This window comes from Actinopolymorpha singaporensis, assembly GCF_900104745.1.
Taxonomy (GTDB): domain Bacteria; phylum Actinomycetota; class Actinomycetes; order Propionibacteriales; family Actinopolymorphaceae; genus Actinopolymorpha; species Actinopolymorpha singaporensis.
In genome coordinates, this window is record NZ_LT629732.1 from 3,004,701 (window position 1) to 3,030,657 (window position 25,957).

Below are 25,957 nucleotides of genomic sequence, written 5' to 3' on the forward strand. Positions count from 1 at the left end.
CGCCGGCCCGGGCTAGCCTGACCAACGTGCTGCTCCTCGCGTTCGACACGGCCACCCCGGCGATCACGGTCGCACTCCACGACGGGACGTCGGCGGTGGCGACGTCCACGGTCGTGGACGCCATGCGTCACGGCGAGCTTCTCGCCCCCGGGATCGCGTCGGTTCTCGACCAGGCCGGTGCCGACCGGACCGACCTGACCGACATCGCCGTGGGCGTCGGCCCCGGCCCGTTCACGGGGCTGCGGGTGGGCCTGATGACGGCCCGGACGTTGGGCCACGTTCTGGACATCCCGGTGCACGGCGTGTGCACGCTCGACGTGCTCGCCGCCGCCGCCGAGGTCGACTCCGGACCGTTCTGCGTGGCGACGGACGCGCGGCGCAAGGAGGTCTACTGGGGGAGGTACGCCGACCGGCACACCCGCGTCGACGGCCCGCTGGTGGACCGGCCGGACGCCTTGGCCACCGCCGACCCCGTGGTGGGGCGGGGCGCGGTGCTGTACCCGGCGGCGTTCCCGACGGCGGCCGGCCCGGTGGACCCCGATGCCGCGGTGCTGGCCGACCTGGTGGCGTCGGGCACGGCGAAGGTCGTACCCGCGACCCCCATGTATCTCCGCCGGCCCGACGCGGTCGAGCCCCGCAGCCGCAAGCGCGTCCTGACCGCACGGGAGGAGCGGGTCCCGTCGTGATCTCCATCCGGCCGGCTCGGACCGCTGATCTCGTGACGTTGCGCGCGCTGGAGACGGCCTGCTTCGGCCGGGACGCCTGGGGTGAGCAGGCACTGGAGGGCGAGCTCGCCGGGGTGCCGGACACCAGGTGCGTACTCGTCGCCGAGGACACCGGCGCCTCCGGCTCTGCCGGCCCATCCGGACCCCCCGGCGAGATCTCTGGGGCCGCAGCGGGCGGGGACACGGCTGTCGCGGGGTACGCATCCCTGCTCGCGGTCGCGGCCACGGCCGACGTCCAGCGCATCGCCGTACGACCGGACCGCCGCCGGGAGGGGATCGGCCGGGCGCTGCTGGACGCGCTGCTCGCGGAGGCCCGGGAGCGTGGTTGCGCCGAAGCGTTGCTGGAGGTTCGCCACGACAACGCCGCCGCGCTGGCGATGTACGAGGCGACCGGCTTCGAGCAGATCGCGCGGCGGCGCGGCTACTACCACGGTGTGGCCGACGCCCTGGTTCTGCGACTCGCCCCGCTGGGGGAGTAGGCCGGGTCGGAGACGCGCAGGTTGCCGGTCCCGGACGATCTTGACCCGATCCCTTGACGGCCCTGGAGCGGACTCTTACGTTCATCCCGGAAATCGATTGCTCGCACGCTTTCGCCGTGCGTTCGACGCCGGCGGCTCTTGGTGAGGCGTACCGCCGGTCGGGAGGGAACCATGAACGACCGACTCGGCCTGAGCCGCCGTGCCCTGCTGCACCTGTCCGCGGTCGCGGCCGGCAGCGTGGTCCTCGCGGGATGTTCGGGTGGCGACAACCAGACCGACGGTGGCGCCGGCCCGAAGGGTGGCGGCAAGCCGACCTCGCGGGCCCGCAAGGGATCGCGCGTCAAGCCGCTCGCGGTGCCGGCGAAGCTGAAGGAGTCGCCGGAGCTCGCCAAGCTCGTGCAGGCCGGCAAGCTGCCCAAGCTCGAGGAACGGCTGCCCAAGAAGCCCTACGTCGTACCCCACAACTGGCTGGAGCCCGGGAAGTACGGCGGTGCGATCAGCACGGTCACCTCCGCCAGCGACTCCGGCACCCATGCGGAGTTCATGTACGGTCACTCGCTGCTGCGCTGGCTCAACGACGGCCAGGACATCGGCCCGGGTCTGGTGGAGTCGTGGGAGTCCAACGCCGACGCCAGCGAGTGGACGCTGCACTTCCGCGAGGGCCTGAAGTGGTCCGACGGCCACCCGTGGTCCACCGACGACATCATGTTCTGGTGGAACGACATGGTCCTCAACACCCAGCACAGCGAGGTCCCCCCGGACGAGGCCCGTTCGGGCAAGGGCACCGTGATGACGATGACGGCGCCGGACGCACTGACCATCTCGATGAAGTTCGACGCGCCCGCTCCGCTGACCGCCGACCGGCTGGCGATGTGGGTCAAGCGCGGGAACGGGCCGGGCTGGATGGAGCCCAAGCACTACCTCAAGCAGTGGCACCCGAAGTACAACAAGTCGGTGGGGAAGGACTGGGCCACCGACAAGGGGTTGTTCGACCAGAAGCGGGCCTGGATCCGCAACCCCGACTGCCCGGTGATGACCGGCTGGAAGTGCAAGTCGTACTCGGAGGGTCGCCGGGTCGTCTTCGACCGCAACCCGTACTACTGGTGCGTCTCGCCCGACGGCGCGCAGCTTCCCTACCTGGACACGCTGAACTTCAACGTCGTCCAGAACCCCGAGGTGCAGAAGCTGCAGGCCGTCGAGGGAAAGATGAACTTCCTCTTCGGTGGGTTCACCTCGCTGTTCCTCAGCGACATCTCCTCGCTCAAGCAGGCGCAGTCGAAGACCAAGCTCGAGGTGCTCCTGTGGGACGCCGGTGACGGCAGCGGCTCGCTGGTGTTCTTCAACCAGGACTACTACGAGCCGAAGATGCGCAAGCTGATCCGGAACGCGAAGTTCCGCCAGGCCCTTTCGCACGCCTACAACCGCGCCGAGGTGCAGAAGGCGGTCTACTACAACACCGGCGAGCTCACCACCGGGACGATGAGCCCGAAGGCGATCGAGTTCCACGTCAACGAGGAGGGCAAGAAGGTCTACAAGTCGTGGCGGGACAGCTACATCAAGTACGACCCCGAGCTGGCCAAGAAGATCCTCGACGAGATCGGCGTGGTGGACAAGGACGGTGACGGCAAGCGGGAGATGCCGGACGGCTCCAAGCTCGTCGTACGGCTGGACTACCAGGCCGACACCGCACCGGAGCACCTGCACAAGAACAACCTGCTGAAGAAGGACTGGGACGCGATCGGGATCGACACCCGGCTCAACCCGGTGCCGCCGGACGGCTTCGGTGACCAGTGGCGGTTCGGCAAGCTGATGACCAACACCACGTGGGAGACCGGTGACGGCCCCAACTGCCTGGTCTACCCGCAGTGGCTGGTGCCGATGGAGTCCTCGCGCTGGGCGCCGTTGCAGGGCGAGTTCTACAACCAGCGTGGTGGGCCGAACGAGAAGAAGCAGCTGGACGTCGACCCGTACAAGCGCACACCGCCGCGGATGGACGCCGAGCCCGGCGGCCCGGTCGCCCGGTTGTGGAAGATCTACGACCAGACCAAGATCGAGCCGGACGAGCTGAAGCGGCACCAACTCGTCTGGGAGATGGTGAAGATCCACATCACCGACGGCCCGTACCTGCTCGGCGTCGTGGCGAACACGCCGTACATCCTGCTCGTGCACGAGGACATGAAGAACGTCCCGGCACGAAACGAGCTGGCCATGGGCGGGTTCGCCGCACCCTGGATCCATCCCACCCCGGCGGTGTACGACCCGGAGACGTGGTTCTGGACCAACCCCGACCAGCACACGATCTGACCGGACGACCACAGCAACGAACGCAGACCGCGAGCTCGGCCCGCCACACCGGCGGGCTAGGCTCGCGGTCGTGCGTTGGGTGAGCCGTGGCGTGAACGACGAGTGGGCCGAGGTGGTCGGGTGAGCGACGAACCACTGGTGCTGGGCATCGAAACGTCGTGCGATGAGACAGGTGTCGGAATCGTCCGGGGCGGCACCCTGCTTGCCGACGCGGTCGCCTCCAGCCTGGAGGAGCACGCGAGGTTCGGCGGCGTGGTGCCCGAGGTCGCCAGCCGTGCGCACCTGGAGGCGATGATCCCGTCGGTCGACCGCGCCTGCGAGACGGCCGGCGTCCGGCTCGCCGACGTGGACGCGATCTCGGTGACCAGCGGGCCCGGACTCGCCGGCGCTCTCCTCGTCGGCGTCGCCGCGGCGAAGGCGCTGGCCCTCGGCCTGGGCAAGCCGCTGTACGGCGTCAACCACCTGGCCGCCCACGTCGCGGTGGACACCCTCGAACACGGCCCGCTGCCCGAGCCGTGCGTGTCCCTGCTGGTGTCCGGCGGGCACTCCTCGCTGCTGCTGGTCGAGGACGTCACCGACACCGTCGACCCGCTCGGCTCCACCGTCGACGACGCGGCCGGCGAGGCGTTCGACAAGGTGGCCAGACTGCTGGGCCTGCCGTTTCCCGGTGGCCCCTACGTCGACCGGGAGGCCAAGGCCGGCGACTCGGCGTACGTCCGGTTCCCGCGCGGGCTGACCAGTCAACGTGACCTTGCGCGGCACCGGTTCGACTTCTCCTTCTCCGGCCTCAAGACGGCCGTCGCGCGCTGGGTGGAGACCCGGGAGCGTGCCGGTGAGCCGGTGCCGGTGGCCGACGTCGCCGCGTCCTTCCAGGAGGCGGTGTGCGACGTGCTCACCCGCAAGGCGGTGGACGCCTGCCGCAGCAGGGGAGTGGAGGACCTGCTGATCGGCGGTGGTGTCGCTGCCAACTCCAGGTTGCGGGCGATGGCGGAGGAACGCTGCGCCGCGGCCGGGATCCGGCTGCGGGTGCCCAGGCCCAAGCTGTGCACGGACAACGGCGCCATGGTGGCGGCGCTGGGCGCACAGATGCTGGCTCGCGGGCGGACCGCGTCCCGGTTGGACCTGGTGGCCGACTCCTCGCTTCCGGTCACGACAGTCGCCGGCTGACGCCGCTGTCGCTGCTGTCGCTGCGGTCGCTGCCGGCCCGCGTTCCCCTTTTCGCACGTTTGCTTACAGGATGGGGCGATGGTTCGGTTCGCCCTGGATTGCCCCGCCGGTCGGCGGCCGCTGTCAAGGTCTGCTTGCGCCTGGCCCCGGCGCCGGATTCCGGTCGAACGGTTGGTGAGGCGGGGGAGCGGATAGGAGGCGGACAGAAGCAGCGTCACAGCTCACCGGAGCCGCCATGACCACTCGCACCGCGACCGGGTCCGGCGTCGCCCCCGAAGACCAGCCCGGGATTCAGCCCGGTGGCCGGCGCCGGAGAAACACCACGGGCCGGCCCAGGAGCCGGGACAGAGCCCGTCCGGGCAGGAGGATGGTCTGGGTGCCCGGCGGCACGTTCGCGATGGGCAGCGACGACTTCTACCCCGAGGAGCGTCCGGTCCGCACGGTCGAGGTGGACGGCTTCTGGATGGACGAGCATCCGGTCACGGTGTCGGAGTACCGCCGGTTCGTCCGGGCCACCGGCTACGTCACCGTCGCCGAACGCGAACTCGGGGCGGGCCGGAGCCCAGGTGCGGAATACAGGCCGGCGACGCCAGGGTCGCTGGTCTTCCATCCCACCCCGGGTCCGGTGGACCTGTCCGACTGCCGGAACTGGTGGTCGTACGTTCCGGGCGCGTGCTGGCTCCGGCCCGAAGGCCCCGGCAGCAGCCCGCACGGCCGCGAACGCCATCCGGTGACGCACGTCGCCTACGAGGACGCCGAGGCGTACGCGACCTGGTCGGGCAAGCAACTTCCGACCGAGAGCGAGTGGGAGTACGCAGCGCGCGGGGGGCTGGACGGCGCGGTCTACGCCTGGGGGAACGACTTCAGCCCGCACGGGCGGCTGATGGCCAACGTCTGGCAGGGCGACTTCCCGTGGCGCCATGCCGGGCTCGGCCCGCTCGAGCGAACGTCGCCGATCGGCAGGTTTCCCGTCAACGGGTACGGCCTGCTGGACATCACCGGCAACGTGTGGGAGTGGACGAGCGACGTCTACCGCGCGCCGGAGCCGGACCGCGCGGCCAGCGCGGTCTGCGTGCCTCTCGCCGTGTCCCTCGCCGGGCCCCTCGACCGGCGGGCGCCGCTGCCCCGGCAGCGCACCGCCGCCGACACCGAGGCTGGCACCGAGACTGGCACCGAGGCTGGCACCGACGCCGAGGCCGCCACCGTCACCGACGCCGAGGACGGAAACCGCGTGGTGCGGGTGATCAAGGGCGGCTCGTACCTGTGTTCGGCGACGTTCTGTCTGCGGTACCGTCCGGCGGCCAGACAGCCCAGCGACTCGGCGACCACGGCCTGCCACGTCGGGTTCCGGTGCGTCGTCCACCCCCGCTGAAGCGGGCGGCGAGCTGAGGGGCCGAGAGAGCTCCGGCCAGCAGCCCCGGCTCAGCCGAACCCGAGCACACACGCGGCGATGAACGCGATGGTGGCGAGGTAGAGCCCGGCGGCCCCCGGCGCCGCTGTGTAGGGCCCCATCATGTCGCGGTCGCGCGAAATGCCGTACATGAACGCCAGCGGGGGCAGCAGCAGGGTTCAGCACCTGCGTCAGCACCAGGATCGGGATCAGCGGCGCGCTCGGCTCCAGCACCACGGCCGCCGCGCCGCCGGTGACCAGCAGGTACGTCAGGTAGAAGAGGGTGGCGTCGCGCATTGCCCGTCTCGCCGGTGAGCGCCACCATGAGCCGAGCGTAGTAGGACAGCTCGGGCCCGGTGAGGACCCACGAACCGCCTCGGCCGGCACGTGCCTCGCTCAGCGGCCGTCCGCCGTCGTACGACCGCGTTGCCACCACGCTCGTCGCCACGGGCGCAGGCGTCGTGCGCGGCCGCGTTCGCCAGGGTCGGCGCCGGTGTGCGTCGGCAGTCCTGCGGCCACCCACGCCTTGGTGCCGCCGCGCAGGGAGACCGCCGGGCGACCGAGGCGGGCCAGCCGCTCCGCACCCTGCCGTGACCGGTTGCCCAGAGAGCACACCGTCAGCACCTGGCCGGGCGGCAGGGTGCCGAGGACGAACGCCAGCCGGTCCAGCGGGACGTTCACCGCGCCTGCGACGTGGCCGGCCGCGTACTCCTGCGGGCTTCGTACGTCGACCACCGGGTCGCCGGCCGCCCACAGCGCCCGCGCCACCGTGAGGTCGACCTCCTCCGCCGCCGGTGGGGTCGCCGTCATCCGGCCATCCTCCCGGCACCGGGTCCGGCCGATGTCGGACCCCGGGCGAACCGTGTGCACGGCCGGGTGCTCACAATCGACGGTGGCCACGAACTCACCTGAGTCCCCAACGCCGGCGGCCGGGCCCGCGGGCCCTACGGAGGTTTGGCACCATGATCGGATGCCGCTACGCCGATGGCGGGCGAGGACGGCCCGAGCCGTCGCGCTCGCGCTCCTGCTGATCATGTCCACCGCCTGCGGGATGTCCGGTGACGATGGCGGCCGGGACCGGGCCGGGAGCGCGAACCAGGGTGCCCGGGGCGACCAGAAGGTGACGCCCAAGGCCGGCCGGGGCCGGCCCACCGCCACGCCGACGCCCACGCCGAGATCGGACTCCAAGTCGCTGGCGTGGGGGCCGACCGAGGCGGAGTGGCACCGCGCCCAGCAGACCGTGGCGGGCATGACGGCCAGCCAGAAGGCCGGCCAGGTGATCGTGGCCGGCTTCCAGGGGACAGCGGCGCCAATCGAGTCGCTGCGCCGCTACCACGTCGGCGGCGTGATCGTGATGGGTTACAACGTCGACTCGGTGGCGCAGGTACAAGCTGTCAACGCTGCCCTGCACGCGGAGGCCCGCAACGAGGGCCGCGACTGGCCGCTGCTGGTCGGCGTGGACCAGGAGGGTGGGCCGGTCGCCAGGGTCACCGAGCCGTTGACGGAGTTTCCGTCCTACATGACGCTCGGCGCCGCCCGCGATCCGTTGCTCGCCCGCCGCGTGGCCCGGGCCAGCGGGGAGGAGCTGCGCAAGCTCGGGTTCACCATGGTCTTCGCGCCGGACGCCGACGTGACGACCGGGCCGGACGACCCGACCATCGCCAGCCGCTCCGCCGGTGACGACCCCGACCTGGTGTCCGCCATCGTCAAGGGCTCCCTGCGCGGGTACGCCGACGCCGGGATCCTCTCCGTTCCCAAGCACTTTCCCGGGCACGGCAGCGTCCCCGCGGACAGCCACGTCAGCCTGCCGGTCCAGCACGCGTCGCTGGCCACGCTCGAGCGCCGTGACCTGGTGCCGTTCGCCGCGGCCGTCAAGGACGGCGTGTCGGCGGTCATGGTCGCCCACATCGACGTACGCGCGGTCGACCCGGGCACCCCGGCGTCGGTGTCGAAGCCGATGATCGACGGGGTTCTGCGCAAGCAGCTCGGCTTCCAGGGCGCGGTGTTCACCGACGCGCTGGAGATGGCCGGGGTGGCCGACAAGTACGGCAGCGCGGAGGCGGGTGTACGCGCCCTGCTCGCCGGTGCCGACGTCCTCCTGCTGCCCGCCAGTGCGGCGAAGACGCACGACGCGATCATGGCGGCGCTGAGCTCGGGCCGGCTACCGCAAGCGCGTCTTGACGAGGCTGCCGCGCGCTCCATCGCGTTGATGCTGCACGCCAGGTCGACGGCTCAGAAGACACCGTCGGAGGTCGAGCTCGGCGGGGCGAAGGACGTCTCCTACGCCGCCTCGCTGAAGGGGCTGACCGTGGTGTCGGGCAGGTGCGAAGGTCGCCTGGTGGGTGAGCGGATCAGCGTGGTCGGTGGCCGGTCCGAGGACCGTGCCCGGCTCACCGAGGCCGCCCGCAAGGCAGGCTTGACAGTAGGTGAGGGCGGTGACGTCGTGCACCTGTTGGGCCGCGGTGAGGCGGGCTCCGGCGCGGTGGTCGTCGCCCTGGACACGCCGTACGGCCTGGCGCGCAGTTCCGCCTCCGAGGCGCGGATCGGGTTGTACGGGCGTACGCCGGAAGCGTTTCACGCCCTGGTCGACGTGCTCACCGGCAGGGCACGCGGCGGCGGCCGGCTTCCGGTGCACGTCGGGGACCTGCCCGCACAGCACTGCAGGTAGCGAACCCCCACCGGAACGAACTCCGGCCCGCGTCTTCGGGTGAGATCGCGGGCCGGAGGTTCGTGCGGGTGGGTGCGGAGGTCAGGACCGCAGCGCGGCCACGACGTCGATCTCCACCAGGATGTTGTTCAGCTGGGACCCCACCGTGGTGCGGACGGGGTAGGGCTCCTCGAGGAACGACTCGTACACGCGGTTGAAGTCCGCGAAGTCGGCCAGGTCGGCCAGGTGCACGGTGGCCTTCACCACGTCGGCGAAGGTGAGTCCGCGCTCGGCGAGCACCGCGGCGACGTTGCGCATCACCTGCGCGGTCTGCTCGGCTACCCCGCCCTCCACGAGCTTGCCGGTCTTCGGGTCGGCCGGGCCGAAGCCCGCCGTGTAGAGGAAACCGTTGGCCACGATGCCCTGGGAGTAGGCACCGGCCGGGTTGGGCGCCTGGTCGGTCTTGATCGCTTCCTTGGCCATGGTGGTCCTTCCGCTCGGTCGGCTGGCAGCCGCTGCGTCCGCCGTCGTGTGCCTTCGTACGCCGTACGAACCTCTGGGGTCGGTGCGTACGGTTACTTCCGAATACTGCCGCTAAGCGACACTAACGGGTGCGTCCGGTGCGCCCGCCGCGGCGTTGGGGGTAGGCCTTCACGCGGGTGGCGGCGAGCTCGACAACGGCGTCACCAGCAGGGCGACGCTGCCGGCGGCGGTTCTGGTCACCACCAGCGTCGCCGCGGCCGAACCCCGCGGAGCGAGGCGCTTGCGGAGCACGTCCGGGTCCACGTCCACGCCCCGCTTCTTCACGGTGAGGGTCCCGACGTCGCGGGCACGCAACGCGCGCTTGAGCGCCTTCACGTCGTACGGCAGCACCTCCTCGACGCGGTACGCGGTGGCGAACGGTGTCGGCACGTGCCGGTCGGAGGTGAGGTAGGCGATCTTCGGGTGCACCAGCGCCCCGTCCACCAGCGGCGCCACCGCGGTCACCAGCCCGGCGCGGATCACCGCACCGTCGGGTTCGTAGAGGTAGGCCCGCGGCTCGCTGACCGGCGCCTCGCCCGGGTCGTCGGCGTCGGTGAGCCCGGCCGCCGCAGGGAGCACGGTCGCGCGCCGGCGTACGGGTTCGCCGGAGCGTTCCGCCCGCGACCGCAGCGCACCCGACCACAGGGCCGCCTCCTTGACCTCGCGGCCCTCGCTGATCCACTCCGCCTCCACCTGGGCGGGGACCAGCGAGTGCGGGATGATCGGTGCGGTCTTGACGCAGGCGGTGCCGGTGAGCAACTCGGTCACGAACGACCAGGGCGGTGAGTAGTCCGCCGGGTCGAAGACCCTGCCCCGGCCCGAGCGCCTGGCCGGGTCGGCCACCACCCCGGCGTACACCGATCGGTCCACGTCGGTGACGTCGGCCACCTCGACCCGGGCGTGCACCCGTCCGGGCAGGCCGGGCGCCGGCGGACCAGGGGAGTCGGGTGGCACGTCGGGGCCGGCCAGGCCGGCCAGGCCGGCCAGGTTCGCGCGGGCGATCTCGGCGGTCAGCGGGTCCCGGTCGAACCCGGTCACGGCCAGCCCGGCCCGCACCAGCGCCAGCAGGTCTCCGCCGATGCCACAGCACAGGTCGGCGACCGGCGCGGCCACGGCCTGATCCGGGTGGACGCCCGCCGAACTTCCCTCGGCGCCGAGCACGGCGGCGATCCGGCCCGCACGGTACGCCGCGACGCCGGCCGTGGTGGCCTGCTCCAGTCCGTCGCGGGTGAAGAACATCCGGTCCGCGTCGGGGCCGAACTTGGTCCGGGCCCGACGGCGCAGAGCGACCTGGGTGAGGGCAGCGGCCACCAGGTCGGCGGGGTGGTCGCGGCGCAGCCGGGTGGCAAGGGCGATCGCGGCCCGTTCGTCGTAGGCCGCCTCCACGTCGGCGAGCAGGCCCTGGCCGGCGGGTCCGCGGAGTGCCCGGAACACCTCGAGGTCCATCGGCTCCTCCGCGGGTCGCGGTTTTCGGGGTCCGGTTCCGACCCGCCTGGCACTCAGGTTGACCGAGTGCTAACAACCGCATAGATTCGGCATTGGCACTCTCGACCTTAGGGTGCCAGCAACAGCCCGCGACGAGGCGGCCGGCACCGCGACGACGGCTCGCCAGCGTCGCTCCACAGGTGAAAACAAACTCACGTACACGTGTTCACCGTGACATCCCGTGAAGGGGGAGGTCAGCAAGTGTCGGTCTCCATCAAGCCGCTCGAGGACCGCATCGTCATCAAGACCCTCGACGCCGAAGAGACAACCGCGTCGGGTCTGGTGATTCCCGACACCGCGAAGGAGAAGCCCCAGGAGGGCGAAGTTGTCGCGGTCGGTCCGGGTCGCATCGACGACAACGGCAACCGGGTCCCGCTCGACGTCGCTGTCGGCAACAAGGTGATCTTCAGCAAGTACGGCGGCACCGAGGTGAAGTACAGCGGCGAGGAGTTCCTCATCCTCTCCGCGCGCGACGTGCTCGCCGTCGTCGAGAAGTAGGCCAACGCCGCCGGCAGGAGGGCGGGCCGCGCGCCCGGGTCCCCCGGCGGGCGCGACCCGCGACCACCTGGTCGCGACCGAGTGGTCGCGTCGCCACCGCCCTCCTGCCGTCGGCTCCTGCCGCCGGCCCGGGTCCCGTCCCTGGCCGCACGCGGCAACAGACGTACACGTTTGACGGACGACTGACGACCGGCACCAGCCGGGGCCCGGCCACCGCCGGACGACCCCGGTGGGGCGTCGTGGAAGGACATTTAGACCCATGCCGAAGATCCTGGAGTTCGACGAGAACGCACGGCGCGCCCTCGAGCGCGGCGTCGACGCCCTCGCGAACACCGTGAAGGTGACGCTGGGCCCGAAGGGCCGCAACGTCGTCATCGACAAGAAGTGGGGCGCTCCCACCATCACCAACGATGGTGTGACGGTCGCCCGCGAGGTGGAGCTCGAGGACCCGTTCGAGAACCTCGGCGCCCAGCTCGTCAAGGAAGTCGCCACCAAGACCAACGACATCGCCGGTGACGGCACCACCACGGCGACGGTGCTCGCCCAGGCGATGGTGCACGTCGGGCTGCGGGCGGTCGCCGCCGGCGCCAACCCGATGGCGCTGAAGAAGGGCATCGACCGCGCGGTCGAGTCCATCAGCACCTTCCTCCTGGACAAGGCCAAGTCGGTCGACACCCGGGAGGAGATGGCCCACGTGGCCACCATCTCCGCGCAGGACGCGCAGATCGGCCAGCTGATCGCCGAGTCGTTCGACAAGGTGGGCAAGGACGGTGTGATCACCGTCGAGGAGTCCAACACCCTGGGCACCGAGCTCGAGCTCACCGAGGGCATGCAGTTCGACAAGGGCTTCATCTCGCCGAACTTCGTGACCGACGCCGAGCGCCAGGAAGCAGTCCTGGACGACCCGTACATCCTGATCCACCAGGGCAAGATCTCCTCGATGGCCGACCTGCTCCCGCTGCTGGAGAAGGTCGTCCAGGCGGGCAAGCCCCTGGTGATCATCGCCGAGGACGTCGAGGGCGAGGCCCTGGCCACCCTCGTGGTCAACAAGATCCGCGGCATCTTCAACTCCGTGGCCGTCAAGGCGCCCGGGTTCGGTGACCGCCGCAAGGCCATGCTCGAGGACCTCGCCGCGCTCACGGGTGGACAGGTCATCGCCCCCGAGGTCGGGCTCAAGCTCGACCAGGTGGGCCTCGAGGTGCTCGGCACCGCCCGTCGCGTCACGGTGACCAAGGACGACACCACGGTCATCGACGGCGGCGGCTCCGCCGACGACGTGGCGGCCCGCGTCGCCCAGATCCGGGCCGAGATCGAGAACACCGACTCCGACTGGGACCGCGAGAAGCTGCAGGAGCGGCTCGCGAAGCTGGCCGGCGGCGTGTGTGTGATCAAGGTCGGCGCGGCCACGGAGGTCGAGCTCAAGGAGAAGAAGCACCGCATCGAGGACGCCGTGTCGGCGACCCGGGCGGCGATCGAGGAGGGCATCGTCACCGGCGGTGGCGCCGCCCTCGTTCACGCCGCGGCGGCGCTGGACAACCTGTCCGAGCTGACCGGCGACGAGAAGGTCGGTGTCGAGCTCGTACGCCAGTCCGTCCGCGAGCCGCTGCGCTGGATCGCCGAGAACGCCGGCGCCCAGGGTTACGTCGTCGTGGAGAAGGTCCGCGAGAACGGCCCCGGCAAGGGCTACAACGCCGCCACCGGCGAGTACGGCGACCTGGTCGGCCAGGGCGTCATCGACCCGGTGAAGGTGACCCGCTCGGCGCTCGCCAACGCGGCGTCCATCGCGGCGATGCTGCTCACCACCGAGACGCTCGTCGTCGACAAGCCGGAGGAGGCCGAGGAGGCCGCCGGTCAGGGCCACGGCCACGGCCACGGTCACTGATTCGCTAGCCGGCTGAGACCGGCCGGCTCCGGCGTACGCCGGACAGCACGCAGAACGGCCGAGGGGCCGGGATTCCTCCGCGGAGGAGTCCCGGCCCCTCGGCCGTTTGTCGCCGGTGAGCCGCGACCCGTTCAGTTGCTCGCCCCGGCCGCGTCCGGGCACGACCCGCGCGAATCGCCCGAACCCGCGAATCGCCCGAACCCGCGAATCGGCCGAAGCCGGAACCGGCGACAATAGGTCTGATGTCCACCCAGGTCACCCTCAGGTCCCTCGGCGTGCGGGTGTACCTGCCGTCCCTCCTCTACGGCGTGGGCCAGGGCGCCATCGCGCCGATCGTGGCGTTGTCCGCCCGTGACCTGGGCGCATCGGTCGGCTCCGCAAGCCTGGTCGTGGCGGCCGCCGGTGTCGGTCAGCTCGTCGGTGACCTGCCTGCTGGAGCCCTGGCCGGGCGCATCGGTGAGCGGCGGGCGATGCTGGCGGCCTCCGCACTCGTGGTCGGTGCACTCGGCGCGTGCATGCTGGCGTCCACCGAGTGGCTGCTCGCGCTGGGCATCTTCTGCACCGGTCTCGCCGGAGCGGTGTGGGGCCTCGCGCGGCAGGCGTACCTCGCCGAGGTGGTGCCGTTCCACCTGCGGGCCCGGGCCATGTCCACTCTCGGCGGGGTGCAGCGGATCGGGATGTTCGCCGGGCCGTTCCTCGGCGCGCTCGCGGTCCGGGTGTGGGGGACCGACGGGGCGTACGGACTGCACGCCGCCACCGCGGTGCTCGCCGGTCTTCTCCTGCTGGCGATGCCCGAACCCGCCCACGAGGGCAGGGCCGTACACGCCGGCGGCCCTGTCCGCACCCTCGACGTCGCCCGCAGCCACGCGAGCGTGCTGCGCACCCTCGGCATGGGTGCCCTGCTGGTGGGTGCGGTCCGGGCTTCGCGTCAGGTGGTCATCCCGCTGTGGGCGGACTCCATCGGGCTGGACGCAGCGTCCACCAGTCTGATCTTCGGGATCGCCGGCTCGGTGGACATGCTGTTGTTCTATCCGGCGGGACGGGTGATGGACCGCAGGGGCAGGGCGTTCGTGGCCGTGCCCTCGATGGTGATCCTGGGACTCGCCCATCTGCTGCTTCCCATGACCCACCACGCGGTGACGCTGGCCGGCGTCGCTTTGCTGATGGGTTTCGGGAACGGCATCGGCAGCGGAATCATCATGACGCTAGGCGCCGACGTGTCCCCGCTCGTCGGGCGGACGGCGTTCCTCGGCGCCTGGCGGCTGTGCGCGGACGCCGGCAACAGCGCGGGCCCACTGGTGATCGGAGCGGTGAGCGCCTCGGTGGCGCTCGGCCCGGCAGTGCTCCTGATGGGCGGGGTGGGCCTGGTCGGGGCGGTCCTGATGGGCCGGTGGATCCCGCGGCACGCGCCGGCGCCCACAGGCCCGTGACCGGGTGGTCGCGGCCGGGGAGCCGGGTACGGCCGAGCGCTGCCGCAGAGCCCGCGACGCCGCGATCCGGGTGGGCCGCTGTCCTGGGGTGACGCCGGACCGAACTGCGGGCGTTCCGGGGAAATGCCACATATGACACACCGGCCCCGCGTCGAGGGCGCACCGGGAACCCTCGCTAGCATGAAGGGACGTTCGCGACCGGAGGAAGCATGAACCTTGATCCCCGGCAGGAAGACGGCGACGTCACCGGCCCCTTCACCACCCTCGGCCTGACCTACGACGACGTCCTGCTGCTGCCAGGCGAGTCCGACGTCATCCCCAACGAGATCGACACCACCAGTCGGATCTCCCGCCGGATCAGTGTGCGGATCCCGTTGCTGTCCAGCCCGATGGACACCGTGACCGAGGCCCGGATGGCGATCGCCATGGCGCGCCAGGGCGGGATCGGCGTACTCCACCGCAACTTCTCCATCGAGGACCAGGCCCAGCAGGTCGACCTGGTCAAGCGCTCCGAGGCCGGCATGGTCGCCCAGCCGATCACCATCGGGCCCGACGCGACGATCGGCGAGGCCGACGCCATCTGCGGCCAGTACCGCATCTCCGGCGTGCCCGTCGTAGGCCCGGACCAGGAGCTTCTCGGCATCGTCACCAACCGCGACATGCGGTTCGAGACCGACCACTCCCGCCTGGTCCGCGACATCATGACGCCGATGCCGCTGGTCACCGGCGTGGTCGGCATCTCCGCCGACGAGGCGATGGGGCTGCTGCACAAGCACAAGATCGAGAAGCTGCCGCTGGTCGACAAGGCCGGCCGGTTGCAGGGGCTGATCACCCTGAAGGACTTCGTCAAGCGCGACCAGTTTCCCTACGCCACCAAGGACGACACCGGCCGGCTGCGGGTGGCCGCGGCGGTCGGCTTCTTCGGCGACGGGTGGAAGCGGGCGATGACGCTGGTCGAGGCCGGCGTCGACCTGCTCGTCGTCGACACCGCGCACGGTCACACCTCCGGCGTACTCGACATGATCCGCCAGCTCAAGGCCGACCCGGCCGCGGCCCACGTGGACGTGATCGGCGGCAACGTCGCCACCCGGGCCGGCGCGCAGGCGGTCGTGGACGCGGGCGCGGACGGGGTGCGGGTGGGTGTCGGGCCCGGCTCGATCTGTACGACCCGGGTGGTGGCCGGGGTCGGCGCGCCGCAGGTCACCGCGATCTACGAGGCCGCACGCGCGGCCAAGCCGGCCGGCGTACCCGTGATCGGCGACGGCGGACTGCAGTACTCCGGCGACATCGCCAAGGCCCTGGTCGCCGGCGCCGACTCGGTGATGCTCGGCTCGCTCCTCGCCGGCTGCGAGGAGAGCCCGGGTGACCTGGTGTTCATCAACGGCAAGCAGTACAAGACCTACCGCGGCATGGGCTCGCTCGCCGCGATGAGTTCACGGGGCAAGAACCGCTCCTACTCCAAGGACCGCTACTTCCAGGGCGACGTACCCTCCGACGACCAGCTCGTACCCGAGGGCATCGAGGGGCAGGTGCCCTACCGCGGGCAGCTCCGCGCGGTCGCGCACCAGCTGATCGGCGGGCTGCGCCAGTCGATGTTCTACGTCGGCGCCCGGACGGTGCCCGAGCTGCAGGAGCGGGGGAAGTTCGTGCGCATCACCCCTGCCGGGCTGAAGGAGAGCCACCCGCACGACATCCGGATGACGGTCGAGGCGCCCAACTACTGGGGCCGCTGAGCGATCCGGGGGGCCTGACCGCGGTCCTCGCGGCGTAGGGGAGAATCAGGGCCGTGACCGAGATCGAGATCGGCCGTGGCAAACGCGGTCGCCGGGCGTACTCCTTCGACGACATCGCGATCGTGCCCAGCCGGCGCACCCGCGACCCCGAGGAGGTGTCGACGGCCTGGCAGATCGACGCCTACCGCTTCGAGATGCCGGTGATCGCCGCGCCGATGGACTCGGTGGCCTCGCCGAGCACGGTGATCGAACTCGGCCGCCGCGGCGGGCTCGGCGTCCTCAACCTCGAGGGGCTGTGGACCCGCTACGACGACCCCGAGCCGCTGCTGGCCGAGATCGCCGAACTCGGTCCTGACGCAGCCACGGCGCGGATGCAGCAGATCTACGACGAGCCGATCAAGCCCGACCTGATCACCGCCCGGCTGGCAGAGATCCGTGCCGCCGGTGTGACCGTGGCCGGCGCGCTGTCACCTCCGCGCACCAAGCAGCTGTGGAAGACGGTGGTCGACGCCGGGGTGGACATCTTCGTGATCCGCGGTACGACCGTCTCCGCCGAGCACGTCTCCTCCCAGATCGAGCCGCTCAACCTCAAGCAGTTCATCTACGAGCTGGATGTGCCCGTCGTGGTCGGCGGGTGCGCGACCTACCAGGCGGCGCTGCACCTGATGCGGACCGGCGCGGCCGGCGTCCTGGTCGGGTTCGGCGGCGGTGCCGCGCACACCACCCGCAGCGTCCTCGGCGTCGCGGTGCCCATGGCTTCCGCGGTGGCCGACGTCGCCGCCGCCCGCCGCGACTACCTCGACGAGTCCGGTGGCCGCTACGTCCACGTGATCGCCGACGGTTCGGTCGGCCGGTCCGGTGACCTCGCCAAGGCGGTCGCCTGCGGGGCCGACGCGGTGATGCTCGGCTCGCCGCTGGCCCGCGCCCAGGAGGCGCCAGGGCACGGGTTCCACTGGGGACTGGAGGCGCATCACGGCGAGCTGCCGCGTGGAGCCCGGGTGGAGGTGGGCACGATCGGCACGCTGGAGGAGATCCTCTTCGGACCGTCCCGGCGTTCCGACGGCACGATGAACCTCGTCGGCGCGCTGCGCCGGGCGATGGCGACCACGGGTTACACCGACCTCAAGGAGTTCCAGCGCATCGAGGTCGTCGTCCAGTAACTGTGCGACGGCCGCGAACCCGACAGCACGAAACCGCCCCCGGCCAGAGCAACGCCGGGGGTGGCTCTGCGTTTGGAAGCCTCGGCAGTCGAAGTGTGGAGACTTACGGGGGCTCTGACCCCCGTAAGTCTCCACACTTCGCCATCTCGCGCTCGCACTGACGGGCCCGGTACCTCTCAGGCTGAGCGACCGAGCGGTGGTAGGTGGGCAGGTCAGTCGTCGGCGGCGGGGGGACGGGTGTCCGGCTCGGAGGGGACCGTACGCACCACGACCTCGACCTGGACCCGGACCGGCTCGCCGGGGCCGACGCCGTCTGCCGACGGGGGACGGTTGGCGTTCACCGTCGTCACCGCGCTGCCCGCCACCGCGCCGGCCGCACCACCCACCGTGGCGGCCGGAGCCGACGAACCGTTCCCGGTCCGGCTGGGCGCCGGAACCCCGTTGAGGTGCGCGTCCGTGTCCTCGCCGTGCTCACCCACGTGCTCATCCGGCCCGGCCACGTGGCTGTGCGCGGCGTGGTGGTGTGCCGCGGCGTGTGTGCTGCGGACGTGCCCACCCGCGTCGGCGTACTCGCCGGCGCGTGCTTGCCCGGCGTGCGCGCCGTTGCGCCGCGGCGTACCGTCCTGTCGCGCCACGTCGCCCTCGCGGGTGTCGCTTCCCCGGCGCCGGCGGCGGCGTTCCTTGAACTCCTCCACCAGCGTGTAGAGCGTCGGCACCAGAACCAGCGTCAGCAGGGTGGAGCTGACCAGGCCGCCGATCACCACGATCGCCAGCGGCTGGGAGATGAACACCCCGCCGCCGGTGAGGCCGAGTGACATCGGCACCAGTGCGCAGATGGTCGCCAGCGCCGTCATCAGGATCGGCCGCAGCCGCCGCCGGCCGCCCTCGATCACCGCCTCGCGCACGCTCATGCCGCGATCGCGGTACTGGTTGATCAGGTCGATCAGCACGATCGCGTTGGTGACCACGATGCCGACCAGCATCAGCATGCCGATCAGGGCGGGTACGCCGAGCGCGGTGTCGGTCGCCAGCAGCAGCGCGAGCGCTCCGGTCGCCGCGAACGGCACGGACACCAGGAGGATGAGCGGCTGCACGATGCTGCGGAACGTCGCCACCATGACCAGGAAGACGATCGCGATCGCGGCGAGCATCGCCACCCCGAGCTGTCCGAAGGCGTCGCTCTGCTCAGAGCTCACGCCGCCCAGCTTGTACGTCGCGCCGCCTGTCAACTTCAGCTTGCTCAGGGCGGCGTCGAGGTCGCTGGAGACCTTGCCGACGTTGGAGGTGTTCGGTGTGGCGGAGATGGTGGCGGTACGCCGCCCGTCGGTCCGGGTGAGCTGCGCGGCCTTGGCGACCTCGGACACCTTGGCCACCGAGTCCAGCCGCACGGTGGTCCCGAGCGGTGTGGGCAGCGGCAGCCGGCGCATGGAGGCGAGGTCCCTGGGCGTGCTGCCGGCGTAGACCATCACGTCGCTCTGCTCGGAGTCGAGGGTGACGGTGCCCGCCTGCTGCCCCTCGAACGCCTGGCGTACGGCCTGACCGATCTGGGCCTCCGACAGCCCGGCCGCGGCCGCCTTCGCCCGGTCGACCTCGACCTGGACGGTCGGCCTTTCCGAGCTGAGGTTGTTGGTCACGTCGGAGGCGCCGTCGACACCGCGAACGGCCTTCTCCACCTGCTCCGCGGCGGTCCGCAGCGCCTCGGTCGTCGGCGCGGAGACCTCGACCTCGAGGTTGCTGGACCCGGGCGGCCCGGACTGGGCGCCCTCGACGGTGAGCGTCCCCACGCCGGTGAGCCGGTCGAGGTCCTTGCGCAGCCGGTCGCGGAAAACCGTCTGGTCGATGTCGTCCTTCGTGGTGAGGGAGAACGTCGCCTGGTTGGTGCGGCCGCCGGTGGAGAAGCTGCCGAACTCCGCCGTGCCCACGGTCGTCTGGTACGACTTCACCCCGTCCAGGCCGGCGATGACCTTCTCCACCTTCTTGGCCGCGGTGTCGGTGGCGGCCAGGGAGGAGGAGACCGGCATTGCCTGGTTGACGGTGACGGTGTTCTGCCCGCTGTCGTCGAGGAAGTTGGTCTTCAGCAGCGGTGCGGCGCCGATCGTCCCGGCGAACACGAGTACGCCGACCAGCAGGGTGATCACCTTGTGCCGCGTGGTCCAGCTGATCACCGGGATGTACGCCCGCTGCAGCGGGTTGCGGCGTTCCTTGGCGACCGCCTCGGCCCGCACCCGCGCCTCGTCGGCGGGGTCGACGCTGGGGCGGCGCAGGAACCAGTACGCGAGGACCGGAATGATCGTCAGCGAGACCAGCAGCGACGCGGCGAGCGCGATGCTCACCGTGACGGCGAACGGCCGGAACAGCTCGCCGACCTGGCCGCCCACGAACGCGATCGGGGCGAAGACGCCGACCGTGGTGACCGTGGACGCGGTGACCGCGCCGGCCACCTCGCGTACGGCGTCCAGGATCGCCCGGAGCTTGTCCTCGCCGTAGCCCAGGTGCCGCTTGATGTTCTCCAGCACGACGATCGAGTCGTCGACCACGCGTCCGATGGCGACGGTGAGTGCGCCCAGCGTGAGGATGTTGAGGGAGTAGCCGCCGGCGTACAGCCCGAGCATCGCGACCAGCAGCGAGAACGGGATGGACACCGCGGTGACCAGCGTCGACCGCAGCGACAACAGGAAGACGAGGATCACCAGAACGGCGAACAGCAGGCCGATCGCGCCCTCGGTGGTGAGCCCGTGGATGGACTCCTCGATGAACGGTGCCTGGTCGAACACCACCGTCAGCTTGGCGTCGCCGCCGATGGAGGTGCGCAGCTCGTCCAGCCGGTCCTGGACCGCGTGGGAGACGGCGACGGTGTTGCCCTCGGCGGTCTTGGTGACCGCGATGCCGAGCGTCGGCCGGCCGTTGGTGCGGGTGATCGAACTCGTCGGCGCCAGGGTCTCCTCGACGGTGGCGACGTCGGACAGCCGTACGGGCGTCGGAGCGGCCGGAGCCGCCTGGCCTGCCCCGCCGGGCGAGCCCGCGGATCCAGTGCGGGACCCAGTGCCGGACCCGGACGCGGACCCGGACGGGGACCCGGACGCGGACCCGGAGGTGGACCCGCCGCCCGCCTGCCCCGCGGAGGACTGGCCGGCGCCACCCGCGCCCGCCGATCCTCCGGTCCCGCTCCCGGTCCCGGCACCGGCCGTGCCGGCTCCCGGCAGGACGGGCAGGTTGCGGAGGTCGGCGACCGAGGTGAACGGCGACCCCACGGACACCGACAGCGAGCGGTCACCCGAGTCGAACTGCCCGCCCGGCACGTTGACGCCGTTGGCCTGCAGCGCGCCGATCACGCCCTGCAGACTGACGCCGCGATCGGCCAGCTTCTTGTCGTCCACGGTCACCGAGACCTGCCGGTCGCGCTCACCGGTCACCATCACCTGGCGTACGTCGGTGAGTTTGTCCAGCTCCGGGACCACCCGGTCGTCGAGGGCGCGGGCGAGGTCCTGCTGGCTCTGGTCGGAGCTGACCGCGAGCAGGACGACGGGCAGGTCGTTGAAGCTGCCGGCCTGCACGGTCGGCTGGACGTCGTCGGGGAGCTGCCCGGAGAGCCGGTTGATCGACTGCTGGATGTTCTGGACGGCGCGGCCGATGTCGGTGCCGTAGGTGAAGTCGGCCTGTACGAGCGAGAAGCCGTCGCTGGAGGTGGAGGTGGTCTTGTCCAGGCCGTCGACGCCGGCGACGGCGGACTCGATCGGCTTGGTGACCTCGCGTTCGACGATCTCGGGCGAGGCGCCCGGGTAGACCGTGCTGATGTAGGCGCCGGGGATCTCGAGGCTGGGGATCAGCTCCTGCTTCAGGGCGCCGGTGGCGACCAGGCCGAAGCCGAGGATGGCGATCGAGACCAGGGCGACGAGGCTCCGGTAGGCGAGACTCAGTCTGGCCAGTCTGGACATGGATTCCCCTCGGACTAGCTGCCCCGGCGCGGGCGCGACGTGCTGGTGCGGCCGACTTTGGCCGTCCCCGACAATACTTCGCCTCGGACGGAATATCGTCATCAGGCGAGCTATTTCAGGGTCTTACCGGAGAAGATCCTCCGGAGGGATGAGATGGGGGTACGCGGCGTGGAGTACAGAGCCGGGCTGATTGCCCGGATCGAGGCGGCTGAGGACGATTTCCGTCAGTCCCTGCTGCGGCTGTGCGGTCCGGATCTGCTCTCAGTGGACCTCACGATGACCCAGCTGCGGGCACTTTTCGTTCTCGGCGCGTCCGGGGCACTGTCGGCGCACGAGCTGGCCGACGCGCTCGGCGTCGGCCCCACCACGCTGACCGGGATCGTCGACCGGTTGCAGGTACGCGGCCTGGTCCACCGCATTCCGGACGGCCACGACCGCCGGGTCCGGCGGGTGGATCTCACCGAAGCCGGGCGGACCCTGCTGGGGGACGTGGACGAGGTGCGCCGGGCGTACCAACGCAGGATGTTCGACCGCCTGGACGATGACGTTCTGTCCGGGCTGGCCACCGCCGTGGAGGCGCTGGCGAGGGTCTGCGCCGAGGAGGTCGCGGCCGAGGGCGGCGCGGCCGGCGGTGACCCCGATCACCCGCTCGCCCACTCCGCCCGTGATCCGCGAGCACGACGCCTAGGCTGAAACCATGACTGAGCGGGAACTCACCTCCGCCCGGGTGGCCGAGCTGACCGGCCGGGTGTTCGCGACGACGGGGGAGACCCTGGACGCCGTCTCGCCGCTGACAGGAAAGCCCCTGGGTCAGGTCCCGGTGTCGAGCACCGGCGACGTGGCCGAGGCGTTCTCCCGGGCCCGGGCGGCCCAGGCGGAGTGGGCCCGGGTGCCGGTGGCCGAGCGCGCCGAACTGCTGCTGCGGGTGCACGACCTGGTGCTCGACCGTCAGCGCGACATCCTGGACCTCGTTCAGTGGGAGTCCGGTAAGGCGCGCAAGCACGCGTTCGAGGAGCTGGCGGACGTCGCGAACACCGCGCGCTACTACGCCCGGGTCGCCCAGCAGCACCTGCTGCCGACCAGGCGGGCAGGCATGTTCCCGTTCCTCACCCGGGCCACCGAGCTGCGGCACCCCAAGGGTGTGGTCGGCGTCATCGCGCCCTGGAACTACCCGTTCACGCTGGCGATCTCCGACGCGCTGCCCGCGCTGGTCGCGGGCAACGCGGTGGTCACCAAGCCGGCCAGCCTCACCGCGCTGTGCGCCCTGGCCGGCGCCGAACTCCTCGCCGACGCCGGCCTGCCGCCCGACCTGTGGCAGGTGGTGGTGGGTCCGGGTTCCTCGATCGGGAACGCCCTGATCGACCACTCCGACTTCGTCTGCTTCACCGGCTCCACGAAGACCGGCCGCTCGGTGGCCGCCCGGTGTGGTGAGCGACTGATCGGCGCCACCATGGAGCTTGGCGGCAAGAACGCCATGCTGGTCCTCGACGACGCCGACCTGGACGTCGCCGCCGAGGGTGCGGTCCGGGGATGCTTCTCCAACGCCGGCCAGCTGTGCATCTCGATCGAACGCCTCTACGTCGCGGCACCCGTGTACGACGGGTTCGTCGAACGCCTCGTGGCCCGGGTGGAGGCGATGCGGATCGGCCCGGCGCTGGACTTCGGCCCCGACATGGGCTCGCTCGTCTCCGCCGAGCAGCTCCGCACGGTCACCGCGCACGTCGAGGACGCCAAGGCCAAGGGCGCGCGCGTGCTCACCGGCGGGGTCGCCCGGCCCGACCTCGGGCCGTACTTCTTCGCGCCCACCGTCCTGGCCGAGGTGACCCCGGACATGACCTGCTTCGCCGAGGAGACGTTCGGCCCCGTCGTGTCGGTCCACCGCGTCGCCGACGAGGGCGAGGCGGTGGCCCTTGCCAACGACACGGCGTTCGGGCTGAACGCCGCGGTCTACGGCCGGGACGTACGCCGGGCCTGCTCGGTCGGCGAACGCCTGCACGTCGGCACGGTCAACGTCAACGAGGCGTACGCCGCGGCGTGGGGGAGCATGGACGCGCCGATGGGTGGTGTCGGGGACTCCGGCATGGGGCGCCGGCACGGTGCCGACGGGTTGCTGAAGTACACCGAGGCGCAGACCATCGCGGTGCAGCGGGTGCCGATGACCCCACCGGCCGGCGCGTCCCACGACACGTTCGCCCGCGGGCTCACCCTCGCGCTGCGCGCGCTGCGGAAGGCGGGCCACAAGTGATCCGCCCACGTCGCGACCCGCGGATGCCGCACTACGACGTCGTGGTGATCGGTTCCGGCTTCGGTGGCAGCGTCGCAGCCCTCCGGCTCACCGAGAAGGGCTACCGGGTAGGTGTGCTGGAGGCCGGGGCGAGGTTCGCCGACGCCAGCACGGCCGACCACGGCATCGAGGCCACCCGTCCCGAAGCCACCCGCAGCGAGGACTCCCGCGCCGGCGACGGCGTGCGGACGCTGCCGCGAACGTCCTGGCAACTCCGCGACTTCCTCTTCGCGCCCCGGCTGGGATGCCTCGGCATCCAGCGAATCACCTTGCTGCGTGACGTTCTGGTGCTGTCCGGGGCAGGCGTCGGCGGCGGCTCCCTGGTCTACGCCAACACGTTGTACGAACCCCTGGCGGAGTTCTACGACGACCCGCAGTGGCGCGGGCTGACCGACTGGCGGGCCGAGCTCGCGCCGCACTACGACCAGGCCAAGCGGATGCTCGGCGTCACCGTCAACCCGACCATGACACCCTCCGACGTGGTGATGCGCAAGATCGCCGAGGAGATGGGCGTCGGCGACACCTTCCGGCAGACGCCGGTCGGGGTGTTCTTCGGCACGCCGGGTACGCCGCCGGGCACCGAGGTCGACGATCCCTACTTCGGCGGTGCGGGGCCACGCCGGCGTTCCTGCATCGAGTGCGGTGAGTGCATGACCGGCTGCCGGCACAACGCCAAGAACACCCTGACCACCAACTACCTGTACCTCGCCGAGGAAGCCGGCGCGCAGGTGCATCCGCTCACCACCGTGACCGCGGTACGCCCGTTGGCCGGCGGCGGGTACGCCGTGGACACCGAGCCGACGCGCGGCGGAGGGCAGCGCCGGCGCGGTCTGCGTCGCGCCCGGACGCGGCGGACGTTCCACGCCGACCAGGTGGTGTTCGCCGCCGGCGCGCTCGGCACCCAGCGGCTCCTGCACCGGATGAAGGCCGAGGGCCGGCTGCCCAACCTCTCCGACCGGCTGGGCGTGCTGACCCGGACCAACTCCGAGTCGATCCTCGGCGCGATCGCCAGGGGGCGCGAGACCGACTACTCGCGCGGCGTCGCGATCTCCTCGTCGTTCCACCCGGACCCGCAGACGCACATCGAACCGGTGCGGTACGGCCGGGGCAGCAATGCGATGGGTTTGCTGCAGACGGTGCTCACCGACGGTGGGGACGGCGGTCGCCGGTGGGTGACCTGGCTGCGCCAGGCCGCCCGCCATCCGGGCGACCTGGCCCGGCTTGCAGACCTCCGGAACTGGTCGGAGCGCACCGTGATCGCGCTGGTCATGCAGTCACTGGACAACTCCCTGACCGTACGGCTGCGGCGCGGTGCCTTCGGCTGGCGGCTCACCTCCCGGCAGGGACACGGCGAGCCCAACCCGACCTGGATTCCGGTGGCCAACCAGGTCGTTCGCCGCCTGGCCGAACTCGTGGGGGGCACGCCGGGCGGCACGGTCGGCGAGGTGTTCGACAGGCCGATCACCGCGCACATCATCGGCGGGTGCGTGATCGGTGCGGACGCCGACCACGGTGTCGTGGACGGGTACCAACGGGTGTACGGACATCCCGGACTGCACGTGCTCGACGGAGCCGCGGTGTCGGCCAACCTCGGTGTCAACCCGTCCTTGACAATCACCGCACAGGCGGAGCGGGCGGTGTCGTACTGGCCCAACCGGGGCGAGACCGACCCGCGACCGGAACTCGGTGGGGAGTACCAGCGGATCGATCCGGTGGCGCCACGGCACCCGGTCGTTCCGGCGAGCGCGCCGGGTGCCCTGCGCCTCACCTCGCCGCGGGCAAGCCGAGGTTGACGACCGCCCGCGGCGCTGGAAAGCCTTACGAGCAGACGGATCCGGACCGCGTCGCGCCGTCGCCGCCCTTGCGCAGGGAGGACGCGGAGCTCATCACGTCGTTCATCAGGTCGAACAGGTCACGGTAGGACTGGTCGGCGCTCTTGACGTCCTCGTAGGAGATCTGCTTCTCACCCACGGTGAGGTAGAGATGGATGGTGTCCGGCGTGGGCGTCCGCAATTTCCTCTTCTTCTTGGTGTCTTCCTCGTGCGCCCTGGGCCGGGGTGCCTTCTCGGCACGGTCGGCGGCCGCGGCGATCCGGGACATCGTCGCCGACTTCACGCTGCAGGTGAAGGGCTCCTTGCCCCGGCTGGTGAGGGTGGCGCTGCCGTCGGCGTCGACCACGAGTTGGTCGTCGAAGCCGGCGACGCCGCCCGTACGGTGCAGGGAGAGCGAGGAGTTCATGGTGGGTCCCGGGGTCGGGTGCGGACTGTTGGTGGGCGTGGACGTTGCCTGTGCCTCCGTGGTCGGCGCTCGCTCGGT

Annotated in this window: 19 protein-coding genes; 14 read left to right on the forward strand and 5 right to left on the reverse strand. The window is 71.4% G+C overall.

The window, feature by feature from the left end; genetic code table 11:
- Window positions 1-26: 26 nt before the first annotated feature.
- From tsaB to BLU27_RS13740, 5 genes are all read left to right on the forward strand, one after another.
- A complete protein-coding gene (tsaB, locus tag BLU27_RS13720) occupies window positions 27-686 on the forward strand; it encodes a tRNA (adenosine(37)-N6)-threonylcarbamoyltransferase complex dimerization subunit type 1 TsaB (protein ID WP_092653884.1) in 660 nt (219 codons plus the stop codon).
- The gene (gene rimI / locus BLU27_RS13725) at window positions 683-1,204 is read left to right on the forward strand and encodes a ribosomal protein S18-alanine N-acetyltransferase (protein WP_092653886.1); all 522 of its coding nucleotides are present in this window, start codon (window positions 683-685) and stop codon (window positions 1,202-1,204) included. Before tsaB ends, rimI begins: the two co-directional genes overlap by 4 nt.
- A gap of 171 nt (window positions 1,205-1,375) precedes the next feature.
- Window positions 1,376-3,508 (forward strand): ABC transporter substrate-binding protein, encoded by a 2,133-nt coding sequence (locus BLU27_RS13730; protein ID WP_092653888.1) that lies wholly within the window; start codon window positions 1,376-1,378, stop codon window positions 3,506-3,508.
- A gap of 120 nt (window positions 3,509-3,628) precedes the next feature.
- Window positions 3,629-4,675: a tRNA (adenosine(37)-N6)-threonylcarbamoyltransferase complex transferase subunit TsaD gene (tsaD, locus tag BLU27_RS13735; protein ID WP_092653890.1), complete on the forward strand. Its 1,047-nt coding sequence runs from the start codon at window positions 3,629-3,631 to the stop codon at window positions 4,673-4,675.
- A gap of 367 nt (window positions 4,676-5,042) precedes the next feature.
- Window positions 5,043-6,047, forward strand: a complete 1,005-nt coding sequence (locus tag BLU27_RS13740; protein WP_092653892.1) for a formylglycine-generating enzyme family protein — start codon at window positions 5,043-5,045, stop codon at window positions 6,045-6,047.
- A gap of 414 nt (window positions 6,048-6,461) precedes the next feature.
- Here the strand turns inward: BLU27_RS13740 and BLU27_RS13745 are convergent, their stop codons facing one another.
- Complete coding sequence (locus tag BLU27_RS13745; protein ID WP_092653894.1) at window positions 6,462-6,875, reverse strand: rhodanese-like domain-containing protein; 414 nt, start codon at window positions 6,873-6,875, stop codon at window positions 6,462-6,464.
- A gap of 160 nt (window positions 6,876-7,035) precedes the next feature.
- Between BLU27_RS13745 and BLU27_RS13750 the strand changes: the two genes are divergently transcribed.
- Window positions 7,036-8,733, forward strand: coding sequence for a glycoside hydrolase family 3 protein (locus BLU27_RS13750; protein ID WP_157728521.1), 1,698 nt, complete (start codon window positions 7,036-7,038; stop codon window positions 8,731-8,733).
- Window positions 8,734-8,814: 81 nt separating this feature from the next.
- Here the strand turns inward: BLU27_RS13750 and BLU27_RS13755 are convergent, their stop codons facing one another.
- Both BLU27_RS13755 and BLU27_RS13760 read right to left on the reverse strand, forming a co-directional pair.
- Window positions 8,815-9,195: a Rid family detoxifying hydrolase gene (locus BLU27_RS13755; protein WP_092653898.1), complete on the reverse strand. Its 381-nt coding sequence runs from the start codon at window positions 9,193-9,195 to the stop codon at window positions 8,815-8,817.
- 168 nt (window positions 9,196-9,363) lie between these two features.
- Window positions 9,364-10,680: a class I SAM-dependent methyltransferase gene (locus BLU27_RS13760; protein ID WP_092653900.1), complete on the reverse strand. Its 1,317-nt coding sequence runs from the start codon at window positions 10,678-10,680 to the stop codon at window positions 9,364-9,366.
- Between the two features lie 240 nt (window positions 10,681-10,920).
- Between BLU27_RS13760 and groES the strand changes: the two genes are divergently transcribed.
- The 5 genes from groES to BLU27_RS13785 all read left to right on the forward strand — a co-directional run bounded on the left by groES (window position 10,921) and on the right by BLU27_RS13785 (window position 17,422).
- Window positions 10,921-11,217: a co-chaperone GroES gene (gene groES / locus BLU27_RS13765; protein WP_092653901.1), complete on the forward strand. Its 297-nt coding sequence runs from the start codon at window positions 10,921-10,923 to the stop codon at window positions 11,215-11,217.
- Window positions 11,218-11,476: 259 nt separating this feature from the next.
- Window positions 11,477-13,099 (forward strand): chaperonin GroEL, encoded by a 1,623-nt coding sequence (groL, locus tag BLU27_RS13770; protein ID WP_092653903.1) that lies wholly within the window; start codon window positions 11,477-11,479, stop codon window positions 13,097-13,099.
- 242 nt (window positions 13,100-13,341) lie between these two features.
- Entirely contained in the window at window positions 13,342-14,529 is a 1,188-nt protein-coding gene (locus tag BLU27_RS13775; protein ID WP_092653905.1) for an MFS transporter, read from the forward strand.
- A 209-nt stretch (window positions 14,530-14,738) separates the two neighbouring features.
- On the forward strand, window positions 14,739-16,262 hold the full coding sequence (gene guaB / locus BLU27_RS13780) for an IMP dehydrogenase (RefSeq protein WP_092653907.1): 1,524 nt from the start codon (window positions 14,739-14,741) through the stop codon (window positions 16,260-16,262).
- Between the two features lie 53 nt (window positions 16,263-16,315).
- Entirely contained in the window at window positions 16,316-17,422 is a 1,107-nt protein-coding gene (locus tag BLU27_RS13785; RefSeq protein WP_092653909.1) for a GuaB3 family IMP dehydrogenase-related protein, read from the forward strand.
- A 212-nt stretch (window positions 17,423-17,634) separates the two neighbouring features.
- On the opposite strand, the gene BLU27_RS13790 is transcribed toward BLU27_RS13785, so the two are convergent.
- The gene (locus BLU27_RS13790) at window positions 17,635-21,357 is read right to left on the reverse strand and encodes an efflux RND transporter permease subunit (RefSeq protein ID WP_092653911.1); all 3,723 of its coding nucleotides are present in this window, start codon (window positions 21,355-21,357) and stop codon (window positions 17,635-17,637) included.
- 168 nt (window positions 21,358-21,525) lie between these two features.
- Here BLU27_RS13790 and BLU27_RS13795 point away from each other — a divergent pair, with 168 nt between their 5' ends.
- From BLU27_RS13795 to BLU27_RS13805, 3 genes are read left to right on the forward strand one after another with little or no spacing between them, the layout of a single operon-like run.
- On the forward strand, window positions 21,526-22,050 hold the full coding sequence (locus BLU27_RS13795; RefSeq protein ID WP_172804948.1) for a MarR family winged helix-turn-helix transcriptional regulator: 525 nt from the start codon (window positions 21,526-21,528) through the stop codon (window positions 22,048-22,050).
- 4 nt (window positions 22,051-22,054) lie between these two features.
- Window positions 22,055-23,602: a succinic semialdehyde dehydrogenase gene (locus BLU27_RS13800; protein ID WP_092653915.1), complete on the forward strand. Its 1,548-nt coding sequence runs from the start codon at window positions 22,055-22,057 to the stop codon at window positions 23,600-23,602.
- A 23-nt stretch (window positions 23,603-23,625) separates the two neighbouring features.
- The gene (locus BLU27_RS13805) at window positions 23,626-25,434 is read left to right on the forward strand and encodes an FAD-dependent oxidoreductase (protein WP_092653917.1); all 1,809 of its coding nucleotides are present in this window, start codon (window positions 23,626-23,628) and stop codon (window positions 25,432-25,434) included.
- Window positions 25,435-25,459: 25 nt separating this feature from the next.
- On the opposite strand, the gene BLU27_RS13810 is transcribed toward BLU27_RS13805, so the two are convergent.
- On the reverse strand, window positions 25,460-25,879 hold the full coding sequence (locus tag BLU27_RS13810; protein WP_092653919.1) for a hypothetical protein: 420 nt from the start codon (window positions 25,877-25,879) through the stop codon (window positions 25,460-25,462).
- Window positions 25,880-25,957: the final 78 nt, after the last annotated feature.